The organism is Streptomyces marincola, from assembly GCF_020410765.1.
In the GTDB taxonomy this organism is placed as follows: Bacteria; Actinomycetota; Actinomycetes; order Streptomycetales; family Streptomycetaceae; genus Streptomyces; species Streptomyces marincola.
Window position 1 is genome coordinate 2,743,400 of sequence record NZ_CP084541.1, and the last position, 22,914, is coordinate 2,766,313.

Here is a 22,914-nt window from a genome sequence, read left to right on the forward strand (position 1 = left end):
CCGCCCGGCCGGACCACAGGTCCGGCCGGTCGAGGCGGGGGCGCCGCACCGACCCACCTCGCCGGGAGGCATCCTGATGGAAACCCGTACGATCCGCCGCACGAGCGTCACCCTGCCGACGCTGGACGAGCCCGGCCAGTATCTGTCCCGGGTGACGTCACTCGAAGGCGGTCGCGGCCGGGTCGCGGAGTTCCACTACGGGGACGCGGACCTGCGCGCACTCGACCTGGCCGACACGCACCTGATGGCCGGGCGCGTTCTCGGCCTGAAAGCCCAGGGAGTGAGGCTGGCCGGGGTCCGCGTCGACTCGGTGGAGTTCACGGGCTGCGAGCTGGGCTCTCTGCGCTGGTCCGACAGCAAGGTCACCCGCACCGTCTTCCGCGACTGCAAGCTGATGGGGGCCATGCTCACTGATGTCGCCCTCGACAACGTCCTGTTCGAGAACTGCAAGCTCGACTACAGCGCCCTCTCCCGCGTCCGCGCCGCCGGGCCCGTGCTCTTCTCCCGGTGCTCCCTGCGGGAGACGACGCTGACGGCAGCCGATCTGAGTGGGGCGCTGTTCGATGACTGCGACTTGCGGCAGACCGAGTTCGACGGCGGTACCTATCGCGGCCTGGACCTGCGCGGCAACGACCTCGGCCGACTCCGAGGGGTCGCCTCGCTCTCGCAGGTGATCATCGACAGAGCGCAGACCCTTCAGCTGGCCGAGGCCATCGCCGCGGAGCTGGACGTCACCTACGGCGAAGACCTCGACGACGCGTAGCCCGCCTGCCCTCGGTCGCCGCGTTCTGGCCGGGCCGTCCGCCGGGCACCGGCTGATCGGGCGGGCGCGGCACCGGCGGGCGGCGGGGTCAGGTGCCGGGCTGCGGCTTGTGTTCCGCGAGGCGGGCGAAGTCCTCGACCGACAGGGCCTCGCCGCGCGTGCCGGGCGGCACGCCCGCCGCCGCGCAGGCCGCCTCGGCCGCGGCGGCCGAACCGGCCCACGGCGCGAGCGCCGAGCGCAGCATCTTGCGGCGCTGCGCGAACGCCGCGTCCACGACCGCGAACACCTCGGCGCGCGTGGCGGTGGTGGTCGGCGGTTCGCGGCGCGTCAGCGCGACGAGCCCGGAGTCGACGTTCGGCGCGGGCCAGAACACGCTGCGCCCCACCGCGCCCGCCCGGCGCGCCTCCGCGTACCAGGCGGTCTTCACGGACGGCACGCCGTACACCTTCGAGCCGGGCGCGGCGACCAGCCGGTCGGCCACCTCGGCCTGCACCATGACCAGGCCGTGCCTGATGCCGGGGAACGTGGCGAGCATGTGCAGCAGGACCGGGACGGCCACGTTGTACGGCAGGTTCGCGACGAACGCGTCCGGGGGCGGCCCGGGCAGTTCGGTCACGCGCAGCGCGTCCTGGTGCACCAGCGTGAACCGGTCGGCGCGCGCGGGCAGGCGCGCCGCGACGGTCGCGGGCAGCGCCGCGGCGAGCGTGTCGTCGATCTCCACGGCCGTGACGTGCCGCGCCTGCGCGAGCAGCGCGAGCGTGAGGGAGCCGAGCCCGGGGCCGACTTCGAGCACCGCGTCGTCCGGGCCGACGTGGGCGGCCCGGACGATACGGCGCACCGTGTTGGCGTCGATCACGAAGTTCTGCCCGCGCTGCTTCGTGGGGCGCAGCCCCAGGGCCGCCGCCAGCTCGCGGACGTCGGCGGGCCCGAGCAGCGCGTCCTCGCCCGGTCCGGCCGTCACCCGAAGGCCCGTTCGGTGTTGGCGGCGATGTGCCGGGCCAGCTCGTCCTCGGCCATGCCCTTGACCGCTGCCATGGCGCGCAGCGTGACGGGGATCAGGTAGGGCGCGTTGGGCCGACCGCGGAACGGCGCCGGGGTGAGGAACGGCGCGTCCGTCTCCACGAGCAGCAGCTCCGGGGGCGCGACCGCGAGGGCGTCCCGCAGGGGCTGGGCGCTCGCGAACGTGACGTTGCCCGCGAAGGACATGTAGTAGCCCTCGGCCGCGCAGGTCTTGGCCATGGCCGCGTCGCCCGAGTAGCAGTGGAAGACGGTGCGGCGCGGCGCGCCCTCCTCACGGAGGATGCGCAGCACGTCGTCGTGCGCCTCGCGGTCGTGGATGACCAGCGCCTTGTCCAGTTCCTTGGCCAGTGCGATGTGCCGCCGGAACGAACGCTGCTGCGCCGCGACGCCCTCGGCGCCGGTGCGGAAGTAGTCGAGGCCGGTCTCGCCGATGGCGCGGACCTGCGGCGCGGTCGCCAGTTCGGCGATCTCGTCGAGCGCGGCGTCAAGGGCGGCGGGCCCTTCGGCCTCCTCGATGCGCGGCGCCTCGTTCGGGTGGAGGGCGACGGCGGCCCAGATCGCGTCTTCGTGCTCGGCGGCCGTGCGCACCGCCCAGCGGGCGCGTTCGACGTCGCAGCCGATCTGCACGACGCGGGTGACCCCGGCCGCCGCGGCCTTGGCGAGCGCCTCCTCGACCGTGGTGTCCTGCATGTCGAGGTGGGTGTGCGCGTCGGCGACAGGAACGGCCAGCGGCTCGGGGACGGGCGGCGGGACGGTTTCCTGGGCCTTCGCCTTCGCGGACTTGGGCATGCCCCGATCCTACGCAGCGCGCCGCCGCCCCACGCCCGGCGCCCGCCCGCTCGGAACGCGCGGCCCGCACGCCCGCGCGCAACGGCCGCCCGCCCCTCGGAACGCGCCCCCGCGCCCCCGCGTCGGTCTCAGTCGCCGCGCGCCGCCGCGCGGGCCGCGACGACCGCGTCGAACACCTCGCGCTTGGGCACCCCGGAGGAACGCGCCACCTCCGCGATGGCCTCCTTGCGGTGGCGGCCCGCCGCCTCGTGCTCGGCGACCAGGCGGGCCAGGGCCTCGGGCCCCGGCCGCTCCGCGTCCGGTTCCGCGCCCGCCACCACCACGGTGATCTCGCCGCGCACCCCGTCGGCCGCCCAGGTCGCGAGCTCGCTCAGCGGGCCGCGCCGCACCTCCTCGTACGTCTTGGTCAGCTCGCGGCAGACCGCCGCCGCCCGCGCGGGCCCGAACGCCTCCGCCATCGCCGCGAGCGTCGCCGCCAGCCGGTGCGGCGCCTCGAAGAACACCATCGTCCGCGGCTCTCCCGCCGCAGCGGCCAGCCGCTTGGCCCGTTCCCCCGCCTTGCGCGGCAGGAAGCCCTCGAAGCAGAACCGGTCGACCGGCAGGCCCGAGAGCGCGAGCGCCGTCAGCACCGCCGACGGCCCCGGCACGGCCGTCACCCGGACCCCCCGCTCGACCGCGGCTGCCACGAGCCGGTACCCGGGGTCGGACACCGACGGCATCCCCGCGTCCGTGACCAGGAGAACGCGCGCCCCGCGCGCCAGTTCCTCCGCTAGCTCCGGCGTGCGCGCGGTCTCGTTCCCCTCGAAGTACGACACCACGCGCCCCTCGACGCGCACCCCGAGTTCCTGGGCGAGACGGCGCAGCCGCCGGGTGTCCTCGGCGGCGACGACATCGGCGGCGGACAGCTCCGCGCCCAGCCGGGGCGGGGCGTCCGCCGGATCGCCGATGGGGGTTCCGGCCAGTACCAACGTGCCTGTCATACCCCACATCCTGGCCCATCCGGACCGGGCGGCCGGGCCCCGGATGCCAAGATGGCCCGTGATGAGCCACAGCAGCCAGACCGTCACCGAGGACCGGGACGACGCGGCCCCGTCCCCGCCCCCGTGGGAGCAGCGCCTGCGCCGCTTCGGGTACACGCCGCGCGCCGGGGCCGGCGTCAGGGAACGGCTCGTTCCGCCCTACCCGCTGCCGGGCGCGAAGCTGTGGCAGTACTTCGGCCTCTCCCCCGCCGCCGCGCGACGGCTCGCCCACTGGTCCGCCTGGGGCGGCCCGCTGCTGGTCGCCCTGCTGGCCGGGGTCCTGCGCTTCGTCAACCTCGGCTCCCCCGACGCCGTGATATTCGACGAGACGTACTACGCGAAGGACGCCTGGTCGCTGCTCCAGCACGGCTACGAGACCGAGTGGCCCGAGAACGCGGACGACGAGATCATCGCCGGCCGGACGCCCGAGGCCGATGAGGCCTCGTACGTCGTGCACCCGCCGGGCGGCAAGTGGGTCATCGCGTTGGGCGAATGGATGTTCGGCCTCACGCCGTTCGGCTGGCGGTTCATGGTGGCCGTGCTCGGCACGCTCTCGGTGCTCATGCTGTGCCGCATCGGCCGCCGCCTCTTCCGCTCCACCGCGCTCGGCTGCCTCGCCGGGCTGCTGATGGCCGTGGACGGGCTGCACTTCGTGATGAGCAGGACCGCGCTGCTCGACCTGGTGCTGATGTTCTGGCTGCTGGCCGCGTTCGGCTGCCTGCTGGCCGACCGGGACTCGGCCCGCGCCCGGCTCGCCGCCGCGCTGCCCACCGGCGGCGACGGACTGCTGCGCCCGGACGCGGACATCGGCACCCGGCTGCGGCTCGGCCCGCGTCCCTGGCGCGTCGCCGCCGGGATCTGCCTCGGCCTCGCCGCCGCGACCAAGTGGAACGCGCTGTACGTGCTGGCCGCGTTCGGCATCCTGATCGTGCTGTGGGACGCCGCCGCCCGCCGCACCGCGGGCGCGCCCCGCCCCTACCGGGCGATGCTGCGCCGGGACGCGGTGCCCGCGTTCGTGTCGACGGTACCGGTGGCGCTGGTCGTCTACGTGGCGGCCTGGGCCGGCTGGTTCGCCACCTCGGGCGGGTACTACCGGAACTGGGCGGAGGAGAACGGGGCCGACAGCTCCTTCTCGTGGGTGCCGGGGCCGCTGCGCAGCCTGTGGCACTACACGTTCCAGGTCTACGACTTCCACGTGGACCTGACCTCGGCCCACGACTACGAGTCGAACCCGTGGACCTGGCTGGCCGCCACCCGCCCCGTCACGTACTTCTACTCCTCGCGCGAGCAGGGCGAGGACGGCTGCGAGCACGCGAGCGGCTGCGCCCGCGAGGTGCTCGCGCTCGGCACACCGCTGCTGTGGTGGGCGGGCTGCTTCGCGGTGGTGTACGCCGTGTGGCGCTGGCTGTTCCGCCGCGACTGGCGGGCCGGTGCGGTCCTGTGCGGCGTCGCGGCGGGCTACCTGCCGTGGTTCCTGTACCAGGAGCGGACGATCTTCTACTTCTACGCCGTGGTGCTCGTGCCGTTCCTGTGCCTCGCGGTGGCCATGATGATCGGCGCGATCCTGGGCCCGCCGGGCTGCCCGGAACGCCGCCGCGTGGCCGGGATCGTCGGCGCGGGCGTGCTGGTGCTGCTCATCGTGTGGAACTTCATCTACTTCCACCCCATCTACACCGGAACGGAGATCCCGCTCGACGGCTGGCGCGCCCGGATGTGGCTGGACACCTGGATCTGAACGCGCCAGGGCCCGGGCCCGGCCGACACCGCACGCCCGGCGGAACGAGGAGGACCGGAGGAACATGTATCTGTCACGGCTGAGGATGTCGGAGATCCGGGGCTTCCACGGCCGCCGCGCCATCGACCTGCCCTTCGTCCGGCCGGACGGCACGTTCGCGGGCTGGACCGTGATCGCCGGCCGGAACGGTTCGGGGAAGACCTCGCTCCTGCGGGCCATCGCCCTGACCCTGGCGGGCGACCGGGTCGCGGAGAACCTGGCCCCCGACTACCCGAACTGGCGCTCGTCGGAGGAGTCGGAAGGCATCATCGAAGCCTCCTTCCGCATGGACGACGAGGAGTCGGCCGCCCTCTTCCCCGAGCCCTCCGCCCCGCCCGCGGAACCGGAGGAGCACGGGCAGGTGCGCATCGTTCTGCCCGTTCCCACACGGAACGACTGGCCAAGAAGCATCCCCCTGATGGTTCCCGGGTGGTTCCAAAGCCTCATCGCGCCCCAGGCCAATGCTTCAACGGACAGCGCTCCGCGGGTTCCCCTCCTCCTGACCCGCAACACCTTCGGCGCCGGATACGGGCCGTACCGGCGCCTGTCCAGGACCATCGCGGACCGGCGCAACCCGACGGAGACCCAGGAGCACGCCAGCCGCTTCGCCACCCTGTTCGACGAGGACGCCTCACTCGCCGAGGGCGTGGCGTGGATGGTCGGCCTGCACCTGCGGCGGCTCGAAGGCGACAACGCGGCGGCCCACGTGCTCGACACCGTCGAGGAGCTGCTGGGCGACGGACTCCTGCCCGACGGGTACATCGTCGAGAAGGTGAACTCGTCGGGCCTGTGGGTCAGGCGGGGGCAGCAGAGTTTTCCGCTGGCCGAGATGAGCGACGGGTACCGGACGGTCACGGCGCTGGTGCTCGACCTGGTGCGCCACCTGTTCTCCCACCACGGCGAGTTGCGCGTCGCGCGCGAGGACGGACGCGTCGCCCTGCGCACGCCAGGCATCGTGCTGATCGACGAGATCGACGCGCACCTGCACGTCAGCTGGCAGCAGCGCATCGGGGACTGGCTGAAGCAGCACTTCCCGCGCGTCCAGTTCATCGTCACCACGCACAGCCCCTACATCTGCCAGGCCGCCGATCCGGCCGGACTGATCCGCCTGCCGGGCCCCGACGAGGACGCGCCCGCCGAGGTCGTCGAGGACGCGCTCTACCGGCGCGTGGTCTACGGAACCGGCGACGACGCGGTGCTCTCCGACCTGTTCGGTCTCGACAGCCCGTACCGGGGCGTCCGCCGGGGCAGGTTGGTGGGATGCGACAGGACGAGATCTGGGACGCCGAGGCCGCGGGGAACTACGGCACCCCGTCCCCCCGGTGACACGTGGTGCGATCCGTTCGAACGCGTCGACGTGCGGACGAGCCGGGACCGGTCCCCTCCGCAGCGGCTAGGGTGACGACGTGACAGAGCGTCACCAGAGGCGCGCGGTCGGGCTCGTGGAGGGGTAAGACATGGGGCGGCTGAGGCAGTTCGGCACAGCGGTGGCCGTCGGTGCGGCGGCGCTGCTGCTCATCGGCTGCGGCACGCCGACGGATTACAGCGAGATCGTCACGTTCACCGACGAGCACGGCCGGGCGTGCACCGCCGCGGTGGTCGTCGACCGGGAGCAGAACGAGGGCAGCGACTACGAGGTCGCGAGTCTCGACTGCGACTACCCACCGGAGGGCCGGGAGCCCGGCCCGAGCCGCTACCTCCCGCTTCCGGAACGGGACGAAGAGTGATTGACCGGCGGCCGTCCCCGACCTCGGGACGGCCGCCGGAAGCAGGAGGGAAAAGGCGTCGACAACGGGGCGTCCGCCGGGGCAGGTTGGTGGGATGCGACAGGACGAGATCTGGGACGCCGAGGCCGCCGCGAACTACGACACCCCGGGCACGGGCATGTTCGCGCCCGAGGTGCTGGGGCCGACCGTGGACCGCCTCGCCGAACTGGCCGCGGGGGGACGAGCGCTTGAGTTCGCCATCGGGACCGGCCGGGTGGCCGTTCCGCTCGCGCGGCGCGGCGTTCCGGTGACGGGTGTCGAGTTGTCGGGGCCGATGATCGAGCGACTGCGTACCAAGGTGGACGAGGCGACGCTCCCCGTCGTGGTCGGTGACATGGCGACGGCCGAGGCGCCCGGGCCGTTCCGGCTCGTCTACCTCGTCTTCAACACGATCTCCAACCTCCTCACCCAGGCCGAGCAGGTCGCGTGCTTCCGCAACGCGGCCCGCCACCTGGAGCCGGGCGGGCGGTTCGTGATCGAGCTCGGGGTTCCCGGCCTGCGTGAGCTGCCGCGCGGCCAGCGGGGCGTGGTCTTCCACTCGGAGCCCGGCTACCTCGGCGTGGACACCTACGACGTGCTGAAGCAGCACATGGTGTCCCACCACGTGCGGTTCGGCGCGGGCCGCGAGGCGCGTCTCTACCGCAGCCCGCACCGCTACATCTGGCCGGCCGAGCTCGATCTCATGGGCCAGCTCGCCGGGTTCGCGCTTGAGTCGCGGCACGCGGACTGGCAGGGTGCCGAGTTCACCGCCGAGTCGCCCTCGCACGTCTCCGTCTACCGGCTGCCCGACGCGTGACGAACGGCGCGTAACGAGCGTCGCGCCGCGCCGACTTCGCCCCGGAACGCGGCGCGCCCCGCGCACGGGTTCCCCCCGGTCCTGCCGCCGCCGTGTCACCGTTTGGCTACAGCTGCCGGTCCCCGCCGCAGTGGCGGGCCGGGACGGCGGGGACGGCGGGAAGCAGCAGGTAGGCTGCCGAAACAGCGGCGCGGTGCAGCGCGTTCGCGGGGTGCGAAGGGGGCAGGCGTTTCATGCGGAACGGGCAGCGCATCGCGCTGATGGCCGGCGTCAGCGCGGCCGTGGTGTCGGTGGTGGGGTTCGGGGCCTACAGCATGCTGGACGACGGGCAGGACACCGACCGGGGAACGGCGGCCACCGCGTCCGACGGCACGCCCGACGACGGCGCGGGGGCCGGAGCGCCGAGTGCGGAGGAGGTCCGCGCGGCCTCCGAGGACTTCCTCACCGCATGGGCCGGGGGCGACGCGGAGGCGGCTGCCCGGCTGACCGACGATCCCGAGGCGGCGGAGGCCGCGCTCGGCGCGCTCGCCGAAGATGCCGCGTTCTCCTCCGTCGAGCTGGAGCCGGGCGCGCCCGAGGACGCCGAGGTGCCGTTCACGGTGGCGGCCGTCGTCTCCTACGAGGACGAGGAACCCGCCGAGCTCGACTGGGAGTCGCGGCTCACGGTCGTCCGCGACGAGGGCAGCGGCGAGCCCGTGGTGGCGTGGGACCCGGCCCTGGTGCACCCGGCGCTCGACGCGGGACTCTCGATCGAGACGGGCCCGGCCGGTGAGACGCCGCCGGTGGAGATGCTCGACCGGAACGGCGATGTGCTCTCGGCCGCCGACTACCCCTCGCTCGGCCAGGTCATCGCGGATCTCGGTGAGCGCTACGCGGAGGAGTCGGGGGCCGCCGCGGCCGTCGAGACCCGCATCGTGGACGCCGAGGGCGAGACGGTGGAGCAGCTGCTCCAGATCTCCGAGCCCGTCACGGGGCAGGTGCCCACGACGATCGACCCCGCGATCCAGCAGGCCGCGGAGGACGCGCTCGCCGAGGGCGGGCAGGGCGCCGTGGTCGCGATCCAGCCGAGCACCGGGGCCATCCAGGCCATCGCGAACAACCCGGCCGACGGGTTCGACACCGCTCTCGAAGGCAGCTACGCGCCCGGCTCGACGTTCAAGATCGTCACGGCCTCGCTCCTGATCGACCGGGGCCTGGCGGCGGCCAATGAGCAGCACCCGTGCCCGCAGTACTTCGAGCACGGCGGCTGGCAGTTCCAGAACCTGGACGAGTTCGACATCGAGGGCGGCACGTTCGCCGACAGCTTCGCCGCCTCCTGCAACACCGCGTTCATCAGCCAGGCGCCGGAACTGGACGACGCGGAGCTGGGGAACCACGCGCGCGACGTGTTCGGCCTCGGCCTGACCTGGCAGGTCGGCACGACGACGATGGACGGCACCGTGCCGACGCAGTCCGACGCCCAGATGGCGGCGGCGCTGATCGGCCAGGGCGCGATCCGGATGAACCCGCTGACCATGGCCTCGGTCTCCGCGACGGTCAAGGACGGCACGTTCCGCCAGCCCTACCTCGTACCGGCCGACTTCGACGGCAGGCAGCTCGCGCAGGCCCCGCAGGGCCTGGCCGCGGCCGGCGAGCTGCGCGGCCTGATGAACCGGACGGCGACCAGCGGCACCGCGTCGGCGGCCATGTCCGGCCTGAGCGGCGACATCGGCGCGAAGACCGGCTCCGCCGAGGTGGACGGGCAGGAGAAGCCGAACGCCTGGTTCACCGGCTACCGCAACGACTTGGCGGTCGCGGCCGTGATCCCCGAGTCCGGGCACGGCGGCGAGTTCGCCGGGCCGGTCGTGGCCGACGTGCTCCGCGCGGCGCCCTGACGGCACCGCGTACCGTGGCCCCGGCCGCCAGGGAGGCGGCCGAGGAGGTGTCACACATGCGGGAGATCGCCGTCTTCAGCGGCAGCGCGCACCCTGAACTGGCCGCGGAGGTCTGCGCCCACCTCGGGGTGCCGCTGCTGCCGACGCGGGTCGACCGGTTCGCCAACGACTGCCTTCAGGTGCAGTTGGAGGCCAACTGCCGGGAGCGCGACGTCTACTTGATCCAGCCGCTGGTCAGGCCCGTCCAGGAGCACCTGGTCGAGCTGCTGCTGATGCTGGACGCGGCGCGCGGCGCGCGGCGCGTCGGCGGCCCGCACCACGGTGGTCATGCCGCACTACGCGTACGCCAGGTCGGACAAGAAGGACGCGCCGCGCATCTCCATCGGCGGGCGGCTGATCGCCGACCTGATGGTGACCTCGGGCGCGGGCCGGGTCCTGGCGATGACCCTGCACTCGCCGCAGGTGCACGGCTTCTTCAGCGTTCCCGTCGACCACCTGCACGCGCTGCGTGAGCTGGCGGCGCACTTCCGAGGGCAGGATCTGAGCAACGCCGTCGTCGTCTCGCCCGACCTGGGCAACGCCAAGGAGGCCGCCGCGTTCGCGCGCCTGCTCGGCATACCGGTCGCGGCGGGCGCCAAGCAGCGGTACGCCGACGACCGGGTGACGATCAGCTCGGTCATCGGAGATGTCGCGGGCCGCGACGTCATCGTGCTCGACGACGAGATAGCCAAGGGCAGCACGGTGCTCGAACTCCTGCGGCTGCTGCGGGAGATGGACGTGACCTCGGTGCGGATCGCGTGCACGCACGGCCTGTTCGCGGACGGCGCGCTGAAGCGGTTGAGCCAGGAGCCCGGGGTGCGCGAGATCGTGTGCACCAACACGGTGCCGATTCCGGCGGAGGAGCGCACGGGCAAGCTGCGGGTGCTGTCCATCGCGCCCGCGCTCGCGGAGGCGGTGCGGCGCATCCACAACGGCGAGTCGGTCAGCGCCCTTTTCGACCAGCACTGACCAGCACTGACCGGCGTTGAGTGGCGTTGAGTGGCACTGACAAGCCCTGATCGGCGCGGTGCCGGCGTTCACCCCCGCGCGGACGGCCCCGACCGCCGCCGGAGCCGCGACGTCCGGCGCACGGTGCCAAAACGGCCGGGAGCCCGGCGCCCCGCCCCCGCACGGGCGGGGGTGGGGCGCCGGGCTCCACGGGGAGACGGCGGACGCGGCCCGGTGGCCGGTCGTCGTCGGGGTCAGGCGACGGGAGCGGGCTCCCGCTCCTCCTTCTTGAGCGAGCCACGGCCCTTGCCGTTGGACTCCAGGTAGCGCTCCAGCGACTCGCCCTCGACGTCCACGTTGGGCAGCACGCGGTCCAGCCACTTGGGCAGCCACCAGGCGCGGTCGCCGAGCAGGCCCATCAGCGCGGGCACCAGGGTCATGCGGACCACGAAGGCGTCCAGCAGGATGGCCACGCCGAGACCGAAGCCGATCATCTTGATCATGGCCTCGTCCATGGTGATCGCGAAGCTGGCGAACACGCTGATCATGATGATCGCGGCGGCGGTGACGACCCGGGCGTTGAGGTTGAAGCCGGTGACCACGGCCTGCTTCGGGTCCTCGCCGTGGACGTACGCCTCCCGCATGCGGGTGACCAGGAACACCTCGTAGTCCATGGCGAGACCGAAGACCACGCCGACCATGAAGATCGGCATCATGCTCATGATCGGCCCGGTCTCCTCGACGCCGATCAGCTCGGCCGCCCAGCCCCACTGGAAGACCGCGACGACGGAACCGAGCGCGGCCAGCACGGAGAGCAGGAACCCGAGCGCCGCCTTCAGCGGCACCAGGACCGAGCGGAACACCAGCATCAGCAGGATGAACGCCAGGCCGACCACGAGGGACAGGTAGGGCACCAGCGCGCTGTTCATGACCTCGGAGAAGTCGATGTTCGCGGCCGTCATGCCGGTCACCAGGACGGCGGCGCCGGTCTGGCTCTCCAGCGCTGGTGCCAGGTCGTCCCTGAGGTGGTGCACCAGGTCGGCCGTCTCGGAGTCGGACGGGCCGGTGGCGGGGAAGGCGAGCAGCGTCGCCATGCTCCCGTCCTCGTTGAAGTTGGGCGGCGCGGTGAGGACGATCTCGTCCAGCGCGCCCAGCTCACCGCTGACCGTGGTCGCGGCGCTCTCCAGGTCGACGCCGTCGCCGCCGTCGAGGGTGAGCATCAGCGGGCCGTTGAAGCCGGGCCCGAAGCCCTCGCTGAGCAGGTCGTAGGACTGGCGGAGCGTGGAGTCCTCGGGCTGGGTGCCGTTGTCGGGCAGGCCCATCTCCATGCTGGCCACCGGCACCGCGAGCACACCGAGGCCCAGGACGGACACGACGAGCGCGAGCGCGGGGCGGCGCAGCACGGCGCGGGCCCAGCGGGTGCCGCCGTTCTCCTTGCCCTCCTTGTTGAGCGAGGTGGGAACGCCGGTCTCCGGGTTCTGCTTGCGCATCCGGCGGCCGAAGATCCGCTTGCCGACGATGCCGAGCACGGCGGGCACCAGGGTGAGCGCGACGAACACGGCGACGGCCACGTTCGCCGCGGCGGCCAGGCCCATCTTGGTGAGCAGCGGAACGTTGACGACGGCGAGGCCGGCCAGCGCGATGATGACGGTGAGGCCCGCGAAGACCACGGCGGAACCGGCGGTGCCCGTGGCGCGGCCCGCGGCCTCCTCGTGGCTGTGGCCCTCGACCAGCTCGGCCCGGTACCGGGAGACGATGAACAGCGCGTAGTCGATACCGACCGCCAGGCCGAGCATCATGGCGAGGATGCCGGTGGTCTCGGAGAGGCCGAGCGTCGTGCTCAGGGCCGCGATACCGGCCATGCCGACCGCGACGCCGATCAGGGCGGTGAGCACCGGCACACCGGCCGCGATGAGCGAGCCGAAGGTGATGACCAGCACGATCGCGGCCACGACCAGGCCGATGGCCTCGGCGGCACTGCCCATGTGCATCGGGCCCATGGCGACCTCGCCGCTGGCCTCGACGGTCAGGCCGGCGTCACGGCCGCTCTCCATCGCCGCCACGAGCTGGTCGTGCATCTCGGTGGAGACGTCCCCGGTCTCGACCGCGTAGTCGACGGTGGTGTAGGCGATGGTGCCGTCCTGGCTCACCGCGCCCGTCTCGAACGGGTCGACGACGGTGAGGACCTCGTCGCCCGCCCCCAGCTCGGTCAGCACCTGCTGGACGGCGTCGAAATACTCGCCCGAGGTGAGGGTGGCGCCCTCGGGGGCCTGGAAGACGACGGTTCCCTCGACGGCTTCGGCGTTCGCCTCCGGGAACTCCTCCGCCATCAGGTCGAAGGCCTCCTGGGACTCCGTGCCTGGCAGCGCGAAGTCGTCGGGCACCGCACCGCTCGACGTGGCCGCGCCGGCACCGAGGCCGCCGACCAGTGCTATCCAGAGCAGCACGGCCCACCAGCGGCGCCTGAAGCACAGGCGTCCGAGTTTGTACAAGAACGTGGCCACGGGGCAGGTTCTCCTGTCCGGGAATCTAGGGAGTCGATGGAAGAGGTGTCAGCTCATGTCCCGAGACGCGATGCGGACCGGGCGGGATGACCCCGGGAGGGCGATTGTGTCGGGGATCACACGTCACGCCTCTTTGTGACTGACTTGCCGGTGGATTGCGCGCACCGAAGCATGGAGGCGTGAGCGACGAACCCACCTCAACCGCCGTATCCGCGAGCCGCGCCCAGGAGGCCGATGGATATCTGCGCTTCCCGCACCTGCACGGTGATCTGCTGTGTTTTGTCGCAGAAGACGATCTCTGGCTGGCGCCTTTGCCCGCCGCCGGCCGGGAAACGGGCCGGGCCTGGCGGCTCACAGCCGATCGTACCCGGACCGGCCCGCCGCGGTTCTCGCCCGACGGCCGCCACATCGCCTTCACGAACTGGCGCACGCTCGACCCCGAGATCCACCTCGCACCGGTCGACGGCGGGCCGGTCAGGCAGCTCAGCCACTGGGGCTCCTACGACACCCGGGTCTGCGGCTGGACGCCGCCGGACGCCTCGGGGGCGAGCCGGGTGCTCGCGGTCGGCTCCCACAACCAGCCGTTCTCCCACTACACGTGGGCCTACAGCCTGGACCCGGCGGGCGGGCCGGGCGACCAGCTGCCGTGGGGTCCCGTGGCCGACATCGCGGTCAGCGGCCACGGCGGCGACCGGCGGACGCTGCTGCTGACCGGCAAGGCGCCGCACGAGCCCGCCGCGTGGAAGCGGTACCGGGGCGGCGCGGCGGGCAAGCTGTGGCTGCACGGCAGGCGCCTGCTGCCGGATCTGAACGGGCACGTCGACAGCCCGATGTTCGTCGGCGACCGGATCGCGTTCCTCTCCGATCACGAGGGGATCGGAAATCTGTACTCCTGCCGCCCCGACGGCTCGGAACTGTGGCGGCACAGTGATCACGACGCGTTCTACGCCCGGCACGCGGCCACCGACGGGCGGCGCGTGGTCTACCAGTGCGGCGGCGACCTGTGGCTGGCCGACGACCTCGGCCCCGGCTCGGTGCCGCGCCGCCTCGACGTGCGGCTGGCGGGACCGCGCACCGGCCGCCGCCCGTACCAGGTGCGCACGGCCAGCCACGTGGACGGCCTCTCCGTGGACACCACGGGGCGGGCCAGCGCGCTGTGCGTGCGCGGCGCGCTGTACTGGCTGACGCACCGCGACGGCCCGGCGCGCGCGCTGGCCGGGACGCCGGGCGTGCGCATCCGGCTGCCGGAGATGCTGGGGGACACCGGGCGCATCGCGTACGTCACGGACGCGGAGGGCGAGGACGCCATCGAGATCGCCTACCTGCCGCGCGCCAGCGGCGGGCAGGACCCGCTGCGCATCGCCGCCGGCGCGATCGGCCGCGTGCGGGAGCTGACCGCCTCGCCGGACGGGCAGACCCTCGCGGTGGCCGCCCACGACGGGCGGCTCCTGGTCATCGCGGTTCCGTCGCCGGAGACGCCCGCCGTTCCCGAGCCGGGGCCCGAGTCGGAGGGCGCGGAGGCCGAGCCGGACGCCGACGCGGACGCCGACGCGGACGCCGACGCGGACGCCGACGCGGCGAACGGGCCGGGGCCGGAGGCCGAGTCCGAGGCGGCCGGGGATCCCGGTGCCGGGGCCGGCGGGGCGGAGGAGACGGCGGAGACCGGGGAAGCCCAGGAGACCGGGGAGGCCGGGCTGCCCGAGGGCGAGGTCGTGGAACTGCTCAGGTCGGCGAACGGGCCCGTCCGCGACCTGGCGTTCTCCCCCGACTCGCAGTGGCTCGCCTGGGCCCAGCCGGGAGTCGGGCGTTCGCTGAGCCAGATCAGGCTGGTCAGGTTCGCGGCGGCCGAGCGCACGGTGCTCGACGTCACCGACGGCAGGTTCGAGGACGAGGAGCCGGTGTTCACGCAGGACGGCAGGTACCTGGCGTTCCTGTCCTGGCGCGGCTTCGACCCCGTCTACGACGTGCACACCGGCGACCTGTCGTTCCCGCTCGGCTGCCGCCCCTACCTGGTGCCGCTGTCCTCCGCGACCCGCTCGCCGTTCGCGATCACCCCGGAGGGCCGCCCGGCGGCCGGCGGGCTCGACCCGGAGGACATCGGCGGCGAGGACGGCACCGTGCGCGTCGAGGCCGACGGGCTCGGCAGCCGCGTGACGCCGTTCCCCGTGCCGGCCTCGAAGTACTCCTCGCTCTACCCGGTCTCGGGCGGCGGCCTGGTGTGGCTGCGGTGGCCGATCTCGGGGGCGCTGGGCGAGACGTTCGTCAACCCGGACGACACCTCGGGCCGGCCGACCCTCGAACACTTCGACCTCACCAAGGCCAAGCGCACCGAACTCACCACCGACGTCGACTGGTTCGCGCCGAGCGGCGACGGAACGCGGCTCGTGGTGTCCGAGGACGACGCGCTGCGGACCGTGCCCGCGACCGAGGGCGGCGACGGCGACGCCCAGGTGCACGTGGACCTGCGGCGCATCGTGCACGTCGCGGACCCGGGCGCGGAGTGGCGGCAGGCGTTCGACGAGGCGGGCCGCATCGTCCGGGACTACTTCTGGGAGCCCGGGATGTGCGGCGTGGACTGGTCGGGCGTGCTCGACCAGTACCGGCCGCTGGTGGAACGCGTGGCGAGCCCGGACGAGTTCGCCGACCTGCTGGCGGAGACGATGGGCGAGCTGGGCACCTCGCACGCGTACGTCGCCCCGGCCCGCCGCAACGAGGGCCCGCCGCACTACCAGCGCGCGCAGGGCCTGCTCGGCGTGAACTTCGCGCGCGCGAAGGACGGCGGCTGGCAGCTGGCCCGCGTGCTGCCGGGCGACTCGTCCGACTCCAGGGCGCGTTCGCCGCTCGCGGGCAGCGGCGTGCGGGAGGGCGCGGTGCTCACGCACGTCGGGGGCCGGCCCGTCGACCCGGTCGCGGGACCTTGGCCGCTGCTCGCGGGGACCGGCGGCACGAGCGTGGAGCTGGCGTTCGCCGAGGAAGGGGGGCGCCGCCGCCGCGTCGCGGTGGTGCCGCTGGTCGACGACCGGTCGCTGCGCTACCAGGACTGGGTGGCCAGGCGGCGCGAGGTGGTGCGCGAGCTGAGCGGCGGGCGCTGCGGCTACGTGCACATCCCGGACATGGGCGGCTCCGGCTGGGCGCAGTTCAATCGCGACCTGCGGCTTGAGTTCTCGCGCGAGGCGCTGATCGTCGACGTGCGCGGGAACGCGGGCGGGCACATCAGCGAGCTGGTGATCGAGAAGCTGACGCGCACGATCCTGGGCTGGGACCTGACCCGCGACGCGCAGCCCGTGAGCTACGCGTCGAACGCGCCGCGCGGCCCGGTCGTCGCGGTGGCCGACGAGGCGACGTCGTCGGACGGGGACATGATCAGCGCGGCGTTCCGGCTGCTCGGCATCGGCCCCGTCGTCGGCTGCCGCACGTGGGGCGGTGTGGTCGGGATCACCGGCCAGCACGAGCTGGGGGACGGCACGTACATCACGGTGCCGATGAACGCCGCCTGGTTCGACGCCTACGGCTGGGACGTCGAGAACCACGGCGTCGTGCCGGACATCGAGGCGCTGCGCACGCCGGTCGACTGGGCCGAGGGTCGCCCCGTGGTGTTGCAGACCGCCGTGCGGGTGGCGCTCGACCTGCTGGAACGCCACCCCGCGAGCGTGCCGCCCGGCTACCGGGACCTGCCGCACCGCGGCCGGCCGCCGCTGCCGCCGCGCACGGTCGGTTACGGCCCCGCGGCCACGTACGGCCCGGAATGCGAAGAAGCCGGGGACATGTAACGCTGGTCACACCTCACCACCTCACCGGTCTCACACGTCGAGGAGTGCACATGGGCATGGCAGACCAGTTCAGGGACAAGGCCCACGAGCTTCAGGAGCGCGCCAAGGACGCCATGGGCGACAAGGACGGGAGCAAGAGAGGCGAGGGGAAGAAGGGGCGCGCGGGCGAGCAGGGCAGCGTGGCCGACCGGGCCAAGCAGACCGGCAGGAAGGCGATGGACGAGGCCAAGCAGCGCCGCGACCAGGGCCGCGGCCGGGACTGACCCGAGGCCGCCGGCCGCGACCGCGGCCGGAACCGAACTCCGCCCCCCGCGGCGCCCGGGGCCGGCAGGGAGCAGCGACAGGACAGGCGCCGGGGCGCGCCCGCGCGGGCACCATCGCGCGGGCGCGCCCGCATGCGTGGCCCCGCGACCGATGAGTTCAGGCCGGTCGCGGAGTCGGTCGTTTCCCCAGGTGTTCCGCCGGCGCGGCGCCCGCGCGAACGGGACCGCGCCGACGGGACCCGATGCGAGGAGGAACGCATGACGGCCACGCGACCACTGACGGAACTCGACCCGCGCTTCAGCACGCCGGGCGCGACGCCCGCCGCCTGGGCGGAGGCGCGCGACGCGCTCACCGCCGCGGAGGTCTTCTGGCTCTCGACCGTGCGGCCCGACGGCCGCCCGCACGTGACGCCGCTGATCGCCGTGCTGCTCGACGACGTGCTGCTCCACGACGTGCTGCTCCACGACGCGCTGGTGTTCACCACGGGCGCCCGCGAACGCAAGGCGCGCAACCTGGCGGCCGACCCGCGGGTGGTCCTGACCACCGGCACCAACGCGCTGGGCCACGGCCTCGACATCGTCGTCGAGGGCACCGCGCGGCGGGTGCGCGAGGGGGCGTTCCTCGAACGCGTCGCGCGGGCGTACCGGGACAAGTACGGCGAGGACTGGGCGTTCACCCCGCGGGACGGGGAGCTGCACCACGAGGAGGGCGGGGCCGCGCTGGCCTACGCGGTGGCCCCCGAGGTGGCGTTCGGGTTCCGCAAGGGCGCTTTCAGCCAGACCCGTTGGCGCTTTTCAACTGAGGCGGGCGACGGGACGGCATGACGGCGCCGCGGTTATGCTCCGATCGCCATGAGAACGCAGCAGCCGCGCCGGAGCACGGGCCGGATCGCGCGGAGATGAACGACACGTGCACCGCGGGGGCGGCGGCCGGGGACGCCGGGCGGGCCGACGGCACCTGGGTCGTCGACCCGCTGCTCGGCATTCTGACGGACGAGGACTCGCCGGTGCCGTGGACGGAGGCGGCGGCGATGCTGCGCCGCGTCGGCGAGCCGGCGCTCATGCCGCTCGCCGAGGCCATCGCGAACGCCAGGACGCCCACCGCGGCCCGGCGCGCCGAGTGGGCCTTCTCCGGCCTCGACGTGCCGTCCGCCGAGGCGTACGCGCCGGCGCTGGCGCACGCGCACCCGCGCGTGCGCGAGGCCGCCGCGCACGCCCTCCAACGGCGCGGCCCGGACGCGCTGCCCGCGGCCGGGCTGCTGCTCCCGCTGCTCGCCGACCCGGACGAGCGCGTCAGGGCGAGCGCGAAGTGGGCGCTGACGGACACCGGGCCCGGCGTGCTGCCGCTGCTGCGCGCGGCCCGGCGCGGCCGTGCGCCGGCCGGGGTGCGGGCCGCGCTGCTCGAACTGCTCGCGGCGGTCGGCGGCCCGGCCGCGCTCGACGCGCGCGACGCGGCGGCCGTGCGGCGGCTGATCCGCATCAGGGCGCGGGGCGAGGTGCCCGAACCCATGCACCTGTGCGGGCCGTGGTTCGCGCTGTCCACGGACGACTTGGGAGCGGTGCTCGGCGCGTTCGGGCTCTCGGGCGCCGAGCGGGTCACCATGCGCCTGGGCGCCTCGGCCTGGCGGCACGACCAGCACGCGAGCGCGCCGCACGCGCGGTGCTCCCGGGTCTACGTCAGCCCGGTCCTCGACGGCTGGACGCTGGTCTTCGGCACCGCGACCGGCGAGCCGCACCCGCGCGGCGACGAGCCGCCCGGGCCCGTGGTGCGCGCCCGGTGCGCGGAGCTGAGCCGGCGCTTCGGCGCGGCCCACTGGTACGGGGTGTGCTGCGCCGACGAGTGGTCGGCGTGGTGCCTCGCGGAAGGGGGCGAGGTGGTCAGGTACTACGACGCGGCGCACCCGGAGCAGACCGTCGGCGTCCCGCATCCGGCCGAGCCGGCCGACGCGCTGCCGCACGAGGCGGGCGACTCGTTCGCGGGCATCGACGCGCTGGTGACGGCGGCGTTCCTCGCCTCGTACGAGGCGGTCGCCCGGGACCTCGGCATCGCGGCGCCGCGCACGGCGGCGCTCGTGGCGGGCGGCGCCTCCGTGAACCCGCTGGCCCTGGGCCCGCGCACGCGCGTCGAGGGCGGCGCGTCGCTCGCGCTCACGGAGTGCGGCCGGGCCGCCGGCCACCCGCCGGGGGCCCTGCGGATCTGACCGCGGACGTTCGGGGCCGGGGGCAGGGGCCTGGGCCGGAGCCGTCAGTCCGCGGCACCGCCCGCGTCCCGCACCGCCTCCCCAACCGCCGCGTCCCCGGCGGCCGTTCCCGGGTGGCGCTCCCGTTCCGCCGCCGCGCCGCCGGCCCCGACCAGGCCCCGGCGCCTCGTCCCGGACAGCCGCGGCGCGACCCGCCGCATCTCGCGCTGCCCGAGCCGCCCGCCGACGAGCGCGGGCAGGAACCCGCGCACGGGCACCGCGGCCCGCAGCCAGCCCTGGCCGTACACGTGCGCGGCGCGGCGCGCCACGCCGTCGGCGAGCCGCCGGACGGCCGGTTCGAGCGGGCCGGTGCGGTTCGCCGGCCAGGGCAGCCGCGCGCGCATCTCGGCGAGCACGGCGTCCTCGTCCGCGCCACGCACCATGTCGGTGTCGGTCCAGCTCAGGTACCCGACGCCGACGCGGACCCCGGACGGGGCGACCTCGGCGCGCAGGCTGTGCGCGAACGCCTCGACGCCCGACTTCGACGCGCAGTACGCGGTCATCAGCGGGGCGGGTGCCATGGCGGCGAACGAGGCGATCTGGAGGAAGTAGCCCCGGCTGTCCACGAGCGCGGGCAGGAACGCGCGGCACGTGACGGCCGAGCCGATGACGTTGACCTCGATGACCCGCCGCCACGTGGCCTCGTCCGCGTCGGCGAACGGCCCGCCGGTCGCGACGCCCGCGTTCGCGACGACCGTGTCGATCCGGCCGAAGCGCCGGACGATCCCCGCCGCGGCCTCGCGCATGGCGGCGGCGTCGGTGACGTCCGCGTGCCAGTGCGCGCACTCCCCCGGCAGGGAGCCGGCGACGCGGGCCAGCTCGTCCGCTTCGAGCCCGACGAGCGCCAGGCGCGCGCCCCGGGCGGACAGGTGCCTGGCGAGCGCGGCGCCGATGCCGCGGGCGGCTCCGGTGACGACCACGGTCTGCCCTGCCAGGCCGGCGCGTGCGGTGCGGATGCTCACAGGTGCTCCTTGGTGAGGGCGCGCAGGTGCTCCGCGATCCGGTCGGGCGCCTCGACGGGGGTCATGTGCCCGATGCCGGGCAGTTCGTGCGGGCCGGCCACGTGGGGCAGCCGGGCGGCGAGGCGGTGGGCGTGCACCGGGGGCGTGAGCCGGTCGGCGGAGCCGTGGACGAGCGTGACGGGCAGGGTCAGCGCCTCCGCCCGGTGGGCCAGGTCGAGTCCGGCCAGCACGCGCCCCCACTCGGCGCGCGATCGGCGCGGGCACGCGAGCACCATGCGCGCGACCGCGTCGCGCAGCTCCGGCGTGGCCGCGGGCCCCAGGGTGATGTGGTGGACCAGCCGCCGGGCGACCGGGTTGACCGGGCCGAACGGGACCGCCGCGCCGAGGAGGAACCGCTGCCCGGTCAGGCGGGCGCGGCCGGGGCGCAGCGGCAGGACGGTGGACTCGCCCGCGAGCCGGTCGACGCCGGTGCTGCACAGCAGGGCGGCGGCGGCGCGTTCGCGCAGCACGGGGCGGCCGGCGGCGGCGACCACGGTCATGGCGCCCATGGAGTGCCCGGCGAGCACCGCGCGCCGACCGGGTTCCAGGATGGCGTCGAGAACGGCGCACAGGTCGTCCGCGAGCGCCTCGGGCGAGCAGCTGCCCGGCGTCGCGGGCGTGCGGCCGTGGCCGCGCTGGTCGTAGGCGATGACGCGGTGGTCCGGCAGCAGCCGGCGCGTCAGCGGGCGCCAGAACCTGGTGTCGCAGGTCCAGCCGTGGACGAGGACCACGGCCGGCGCGTCGGCCGGGCCGCGCACCTCCGTGTGCAGGCGGGCGCCGCCGGTGGAGACGACGGTCAGTTCCTCGGCGGGGGCGTGGGTCTCAGGCACGGGTCAGCACCTCGTACTCGTCGGTGTCGACGGCCCGGGTGGCGCGGCGGAACTCGCCGGTGGTGCCGGGCCACACGGTGGTGTTGCGGCCGTTCGCGTCCAGGTACCAGCTGTGGCAGCCGCCGCTGTTCCACACCGAACGGGCCAGCCGCCGCTGGAGGCGGTCGTTCCAGGCGGCGACCGCGCCGGGGCGCGGGGTCAGCGCGGCGCGCCCCCGGGGGGCCAGCCGGTCGAGCGTGCGGAGGTAGTCGGCCAGGTAGGAGAGCTGGGCCTCGATCATGAGGATCATCGAGCTGTTCCCGAGTCCGGTGTTGGGCCCGATGATCGTGAGGAAGTTCGGGAAGCCGGCCGCCGTGGTGCCGCGCAGCGCGGCCATGCCGTCGCGCCACTCCTCGGCGAGCGTCGTGCCCCTGCTGCCCTTGACGCGTTCGGCGATCGGCAGGTCGGTGACGTGGAAGCCGGTGCCGAAGATGAGGGTGTCGGCCCGCGTCTCGCGGCCGTCCGAGGCGACGAGCGTACTGCCGCGCACCTCGCGCAGCCCGCTGTCGATCACGCGCACGTGCGGCCTGGTGAGCGCGGGGTACCAGTCGTTGGAGAGCAGGATGCGCTTGCAGCCGATGCGGTAGTCGGGGGTGAGGCGCCGCCGCAGCCCGGGGTCCCTGACGGCGCGCCGCATGTGCAGCAGGGCGAGTTGTTCGACGGCCCGCATCCGGCCCGGGTGCTTGGCGAACGTGCCGACCTGGAGTTCCCTGACACTCCACAGCAGCCCGCGGCGCGCCGTTCCGGTGGCGGGCAGCCGGGCGTGCAGCCACCGTTCGAGGCCCGTGATCGGCCGGTCGGCGCGCGGGATGACCCAGGGCGGCGTGCGCTGGAACACGGTCAGCTCGGTGACCTCCCGTTCGATGCGCGGCACGAACTGGACGGCGGACGCGCCGGTGCCGACGACGGCCACGCGCCGACCGCGCAGCTCGTGCCCGTGGTCCCAGCGGGCGGAGTGGAAGACGTGGCCGGGGAAGCCGTCGAGCCCGGGCACCTCGGGCAGCATCGGCTCGGACAGCGGGCCCGTGGCGGAGACGAGGACGTCGGCGGTGAGCGGGCCGCCCGTGGTGTCGAGGGCCCAGCGCAGTTCGTCGGCGTCCCAGCGGGCCGAGACCACCTCGGAGCCGAGGCGGATGTGGGGGCGCAGGCCGAAGGCGTCGGCGACGCGTTCCAGGTAGGCCCGGATGTGCGGCTGTCCGGAGAAGTTGCGCGGCCAGTGCGGGTTGGGCGCGAACGAGAACGAGTACAGGTGCGAGGGCACGTCGCAGGCGCAGCCCGGATAGGTGTTGTCCCGCCAGGCCCCGCCGATCGCGTCGGCGCGTTCGAGTACGACGAAGTCCGTGACGCCCATGCGGCGCAGCCGCACCGCCGCGCCGAGCCCGCCGAACCCGGCGCCGATCACCGCCACCCTTACGTGCATGCCGCTCGCCTCCTGTGCGGTTCGGTCCACGAGGGGACAATCGCGCCAGTAATCACTGG

17 protein-coding genes and 1 pseudogene are annotated in these 22,914 nt (G+C 74.3%); 11 read left to right on the forward strand and 7 right to left on the reverse strand.

The features are described from left to right. The first annotated feature begins 76 nt into the window (after nucleotides 1-76). On the forward strand, nucleotides 77-763 hold the full coding sequence (locus tag LC193_RS11610; RefSeq protein ID WP_226073838.1) for a pentapeptide repeat-containing protein: 687 nt from the start codon (nucleotides 77-79) through the stop codon (nucleotides 761-763). An 88-nt stretch (nucleotides 764-851) separates the two neighbouring features. On the opposite strand, the gene rsmA is transcribed toward LC193_RS11610, so the two are convergent. The 3 genes from rsmA to rsmI all read right to left on the reverse strand — a co-directional run bounded on the left by rsmA (nucleotide 852) and on the right by rsmI (nucleotide 3,552). Beyond that, the gene (gene rsmA, locus LC193_RS11615; RefSeq protein WP_226073839.1) at nucleotides 852-1,724 is read right to left on the reverse strand and encodes a 16S rRNA (adenine(1518)-N(6)/adenine(1519)-N(6))-dimethyltransferase RsmA; all 873 of its coding nucleotides are present in this window, start codon (nucleotides 1,722-1,724) and stop codon (nucleotides 852-854) included. Next, nucleotides 1,721-2,572, reverse strand: a complete 852-nt coding sequence (locus LC193_RS11620) for a TatD family hydrolase (protein ID WP_226073841.1) — start codon at nucleotides 2,570-2,572, stop codon at nucleotides 1,721-1,723. Before LC193_RS11620 ends, rsmA begins: the two co-directional genes overlap by 4 nt. Before the next feature lie 128 nt (nucleotides 2,573-2,700). Then, a complete protein-coding gene (gene rsmI, locus LC193_RS11625) occupies nucleotides 2,701-3,552 on the reverse strand; it encodes a 16S rRNA (cytidine(1402)-2'-O)-methyltransferase (RefSeq protein ID WP_226073842.1) in 852 nt (283 codons plus the stop codon). Nucleotides 3,553-3,613: 61 nt separating this feature from the next. Between rsmI and LC193_RS11630 the strand changes: the two genes are divergently transcribed. From LC193_RS11630 to LC193_RS11655, 6 genes and pseudogenes are all read left to right on the forward strand, one after another. Further along, nucleotides 3,614-5,326, forward strand: coding sequence for a dolichyl-phosphate-mannose--protein mannosyltransferase (locus LC193_RS11630; RefSeq protein ID WP_226073843.1), 1,713 nt, complete (start codon nucleotides 3,614-3,616; stop codon nucleotides 5,324-5,326). A 64-nt stretch (nucleotides 5,327-5,390) separates the two neighbouring features. Continuing rightward, a complete protein-coding gene (locus tag LC193_RS11635) occupies nucleotides 5,391-6,767 on the forward strand; it encodes an AAA family ATPase (RefSeq protein WP_226073844.1) in 1,377 nt (458 codons plus the stop codon). Between the two features lie 55 nt (nucleotides 6,768-6,822). After that, nucleotides 6,823-7,092 carry a hypothetical protein gene (locus LC193_RS11640; RefSeq protein WP_226073845.1) on the forward strand — a complete coding sequence of 90 codons (270 nt, stop codon included), beginning with the start codon at nucleotides 6,823-6,825 and terminating at the stop codon, nucleotides 7,090-7,092. 94 nt (nucleotides 7,093-7,186) lie between these two features. Further along, the gene (locus tag LC193_RS11645; RefSeq protein ID WP_226073846.1) at nucleotides 7,187-7,927 is read left to right on the forward strand and encodes a class I SAM-dependent methyltransferase; all 741 of its coding nucleotides are present in this window, start codon (nucleotides 7,187-7,189) and stop codon (nucleotides 7,925-7,927) included. Nucleotides 7,928-8,160: 233 nt separating this feature from the next. After that, nucleotides 8,161-9,801 carry a penicillin-binding transpeptidase domain-containing protein gene (locus LC193_RS11650; protein ID WP_226073847.1) on the forward strand — a complete coding sequence of 547 codons (1,641 nt, stop codon included), beginning with the start codon at nucleotides 8,161-8,163 and terminating at the stop codon, nucleotides 9,799-9,801. A gap of 56 nt (nucleotides 9,802-9,857) precedes the next feature. Beyond that, nucleotides 9,858-10,809, forward strand: a pseudogene (locus LC193_RS11655) (ribose-phosphate diphosphokinase). A gap of 233 nt (nucleotides 10,810-11,042) precedes the next feature. Here the strand turns inward: LC193_RS11655 and LC193_RS11660 are convergent. Then, nucleotides 11,043-13,292 carry an MMPL family transporter gene (locus LC193_RS11660; protein WP_226073848.1) on the reverse strand — a complete coding sequence of 750 codons (2,250 nt, stop codon included), beginning with the start codon at nucleotides 13,290-13,292 and terminating at the stop codon, nucleotides 11,043-11,045. A gap of 179 nt (nucleotides 13,293-13,471) precedes the next feature. On the opposite strand from LC193_RS11660, the gene LC193_RS11665 reads away from it, so the two are divergent. The 4 genes from LC193_RS11665 (at nucleotide 13,472) to LC193_RS11680 (ending at nucleotide 19,526) form a co-directional block, all read left to right on the forward strand. Then, nucleotides 13,472-17,062, forward strand: a complete 3,591-nt coding sequence (locus tag LC193_RS11665; protein WP_226073849.1) for a S41 family peptidase — start codon at nucleotides 13,472-13,474, stop codon at nucleotides 17,060-17,062. A gap of 56 nt (nucleotides 17,063-17,118) precedes the next feature. Further along, on the forward strand, nucleotides 17,119-17,325 hold the full coding sequence (locus LC193_RS11670; RefSeq protein WP_226073851.1) for a hypothetical protein: 207 nt from the start codon (nucleotides 17,119-17,121) through the stop codon (nucleotides 17,323-17,325). A gap of 258 nt (nucleotides 17,326-17,583) precedes the next feature. Further along, entirely contained in the window at nucleotides 17,584-18,150 is a 567-nt protein-coding gene (locus tag LC193_RS11675) for a pyridoxamine 5'-phosphate oxidase family protein (protein ID WP_226073854.1), read from the forward strand. A 74-nt stretch (nucleotides 18,151-18,224) separates the two neighbouring features. Next, nucleotides 18,225-19,526 (forward strand): HEAT repeat domain-containing protein, encoded by a 1,302-nt coding sequence (locus tag LC193_RS11680; RefSeq protein WP_226073856.1) that lies wholly within the window; start codon nucleotides 18,225-18,227, stop codon nucleotides 19,524-19,526. Nucleotides 19,527-19,570: 44 nt separating this feature from the next. Here LC193_RS11680 and LC193_RS11685 read toward each other — a convergent pair whose 3' ends face one another. The 3 genes from LC193_RS11685 to LC193_RS11695 are packed head-to-tail and all read right to left on the reverse strand — an operon-like array spanning nucleotide 19,571 to nucleotide 22,855. Continuing rightward, complete coding sequence (locus LC193_RS11685) at nucleotides 19,571-20,527, reverse strand: SDR family oxidoreductase (protein ID WP_404819393.1); 957 nt, start codon at nucleotides 20,525-20,527, stop codon at nucleotides 19,571-19,573. Next, nucleotides 20,524-21,396, reverse strand: a complete 873-nt coding sequence (locus tag LC193_RS11690; protein ID WP_226073857.1) for an alpha/beta fold hydrolase — start codon at nucleotides 21,394-21,396, stop codon at nucleotides 20,524-20,526. Before LC193_RS11690 ends, LC193_RS11685 begins: the two co-directional genes overlap by 4 nt. Continuing rightward, entirely contained in the window at nucleotides 21,389-22,855 is a 1,467-nt protein-coding gene (locus tag LC193_RS11695) for a flavin-containing monooxygenase (protein WP_226073858.1), read from the reverse strand. The genes LC193_RS11690 and LC193_RS11695 overlap by 8 nt, the downstream gene beginning before the upstream one ends. Nucleotides 22,856-22,914 lie beyond the last annotated feature (59 nt).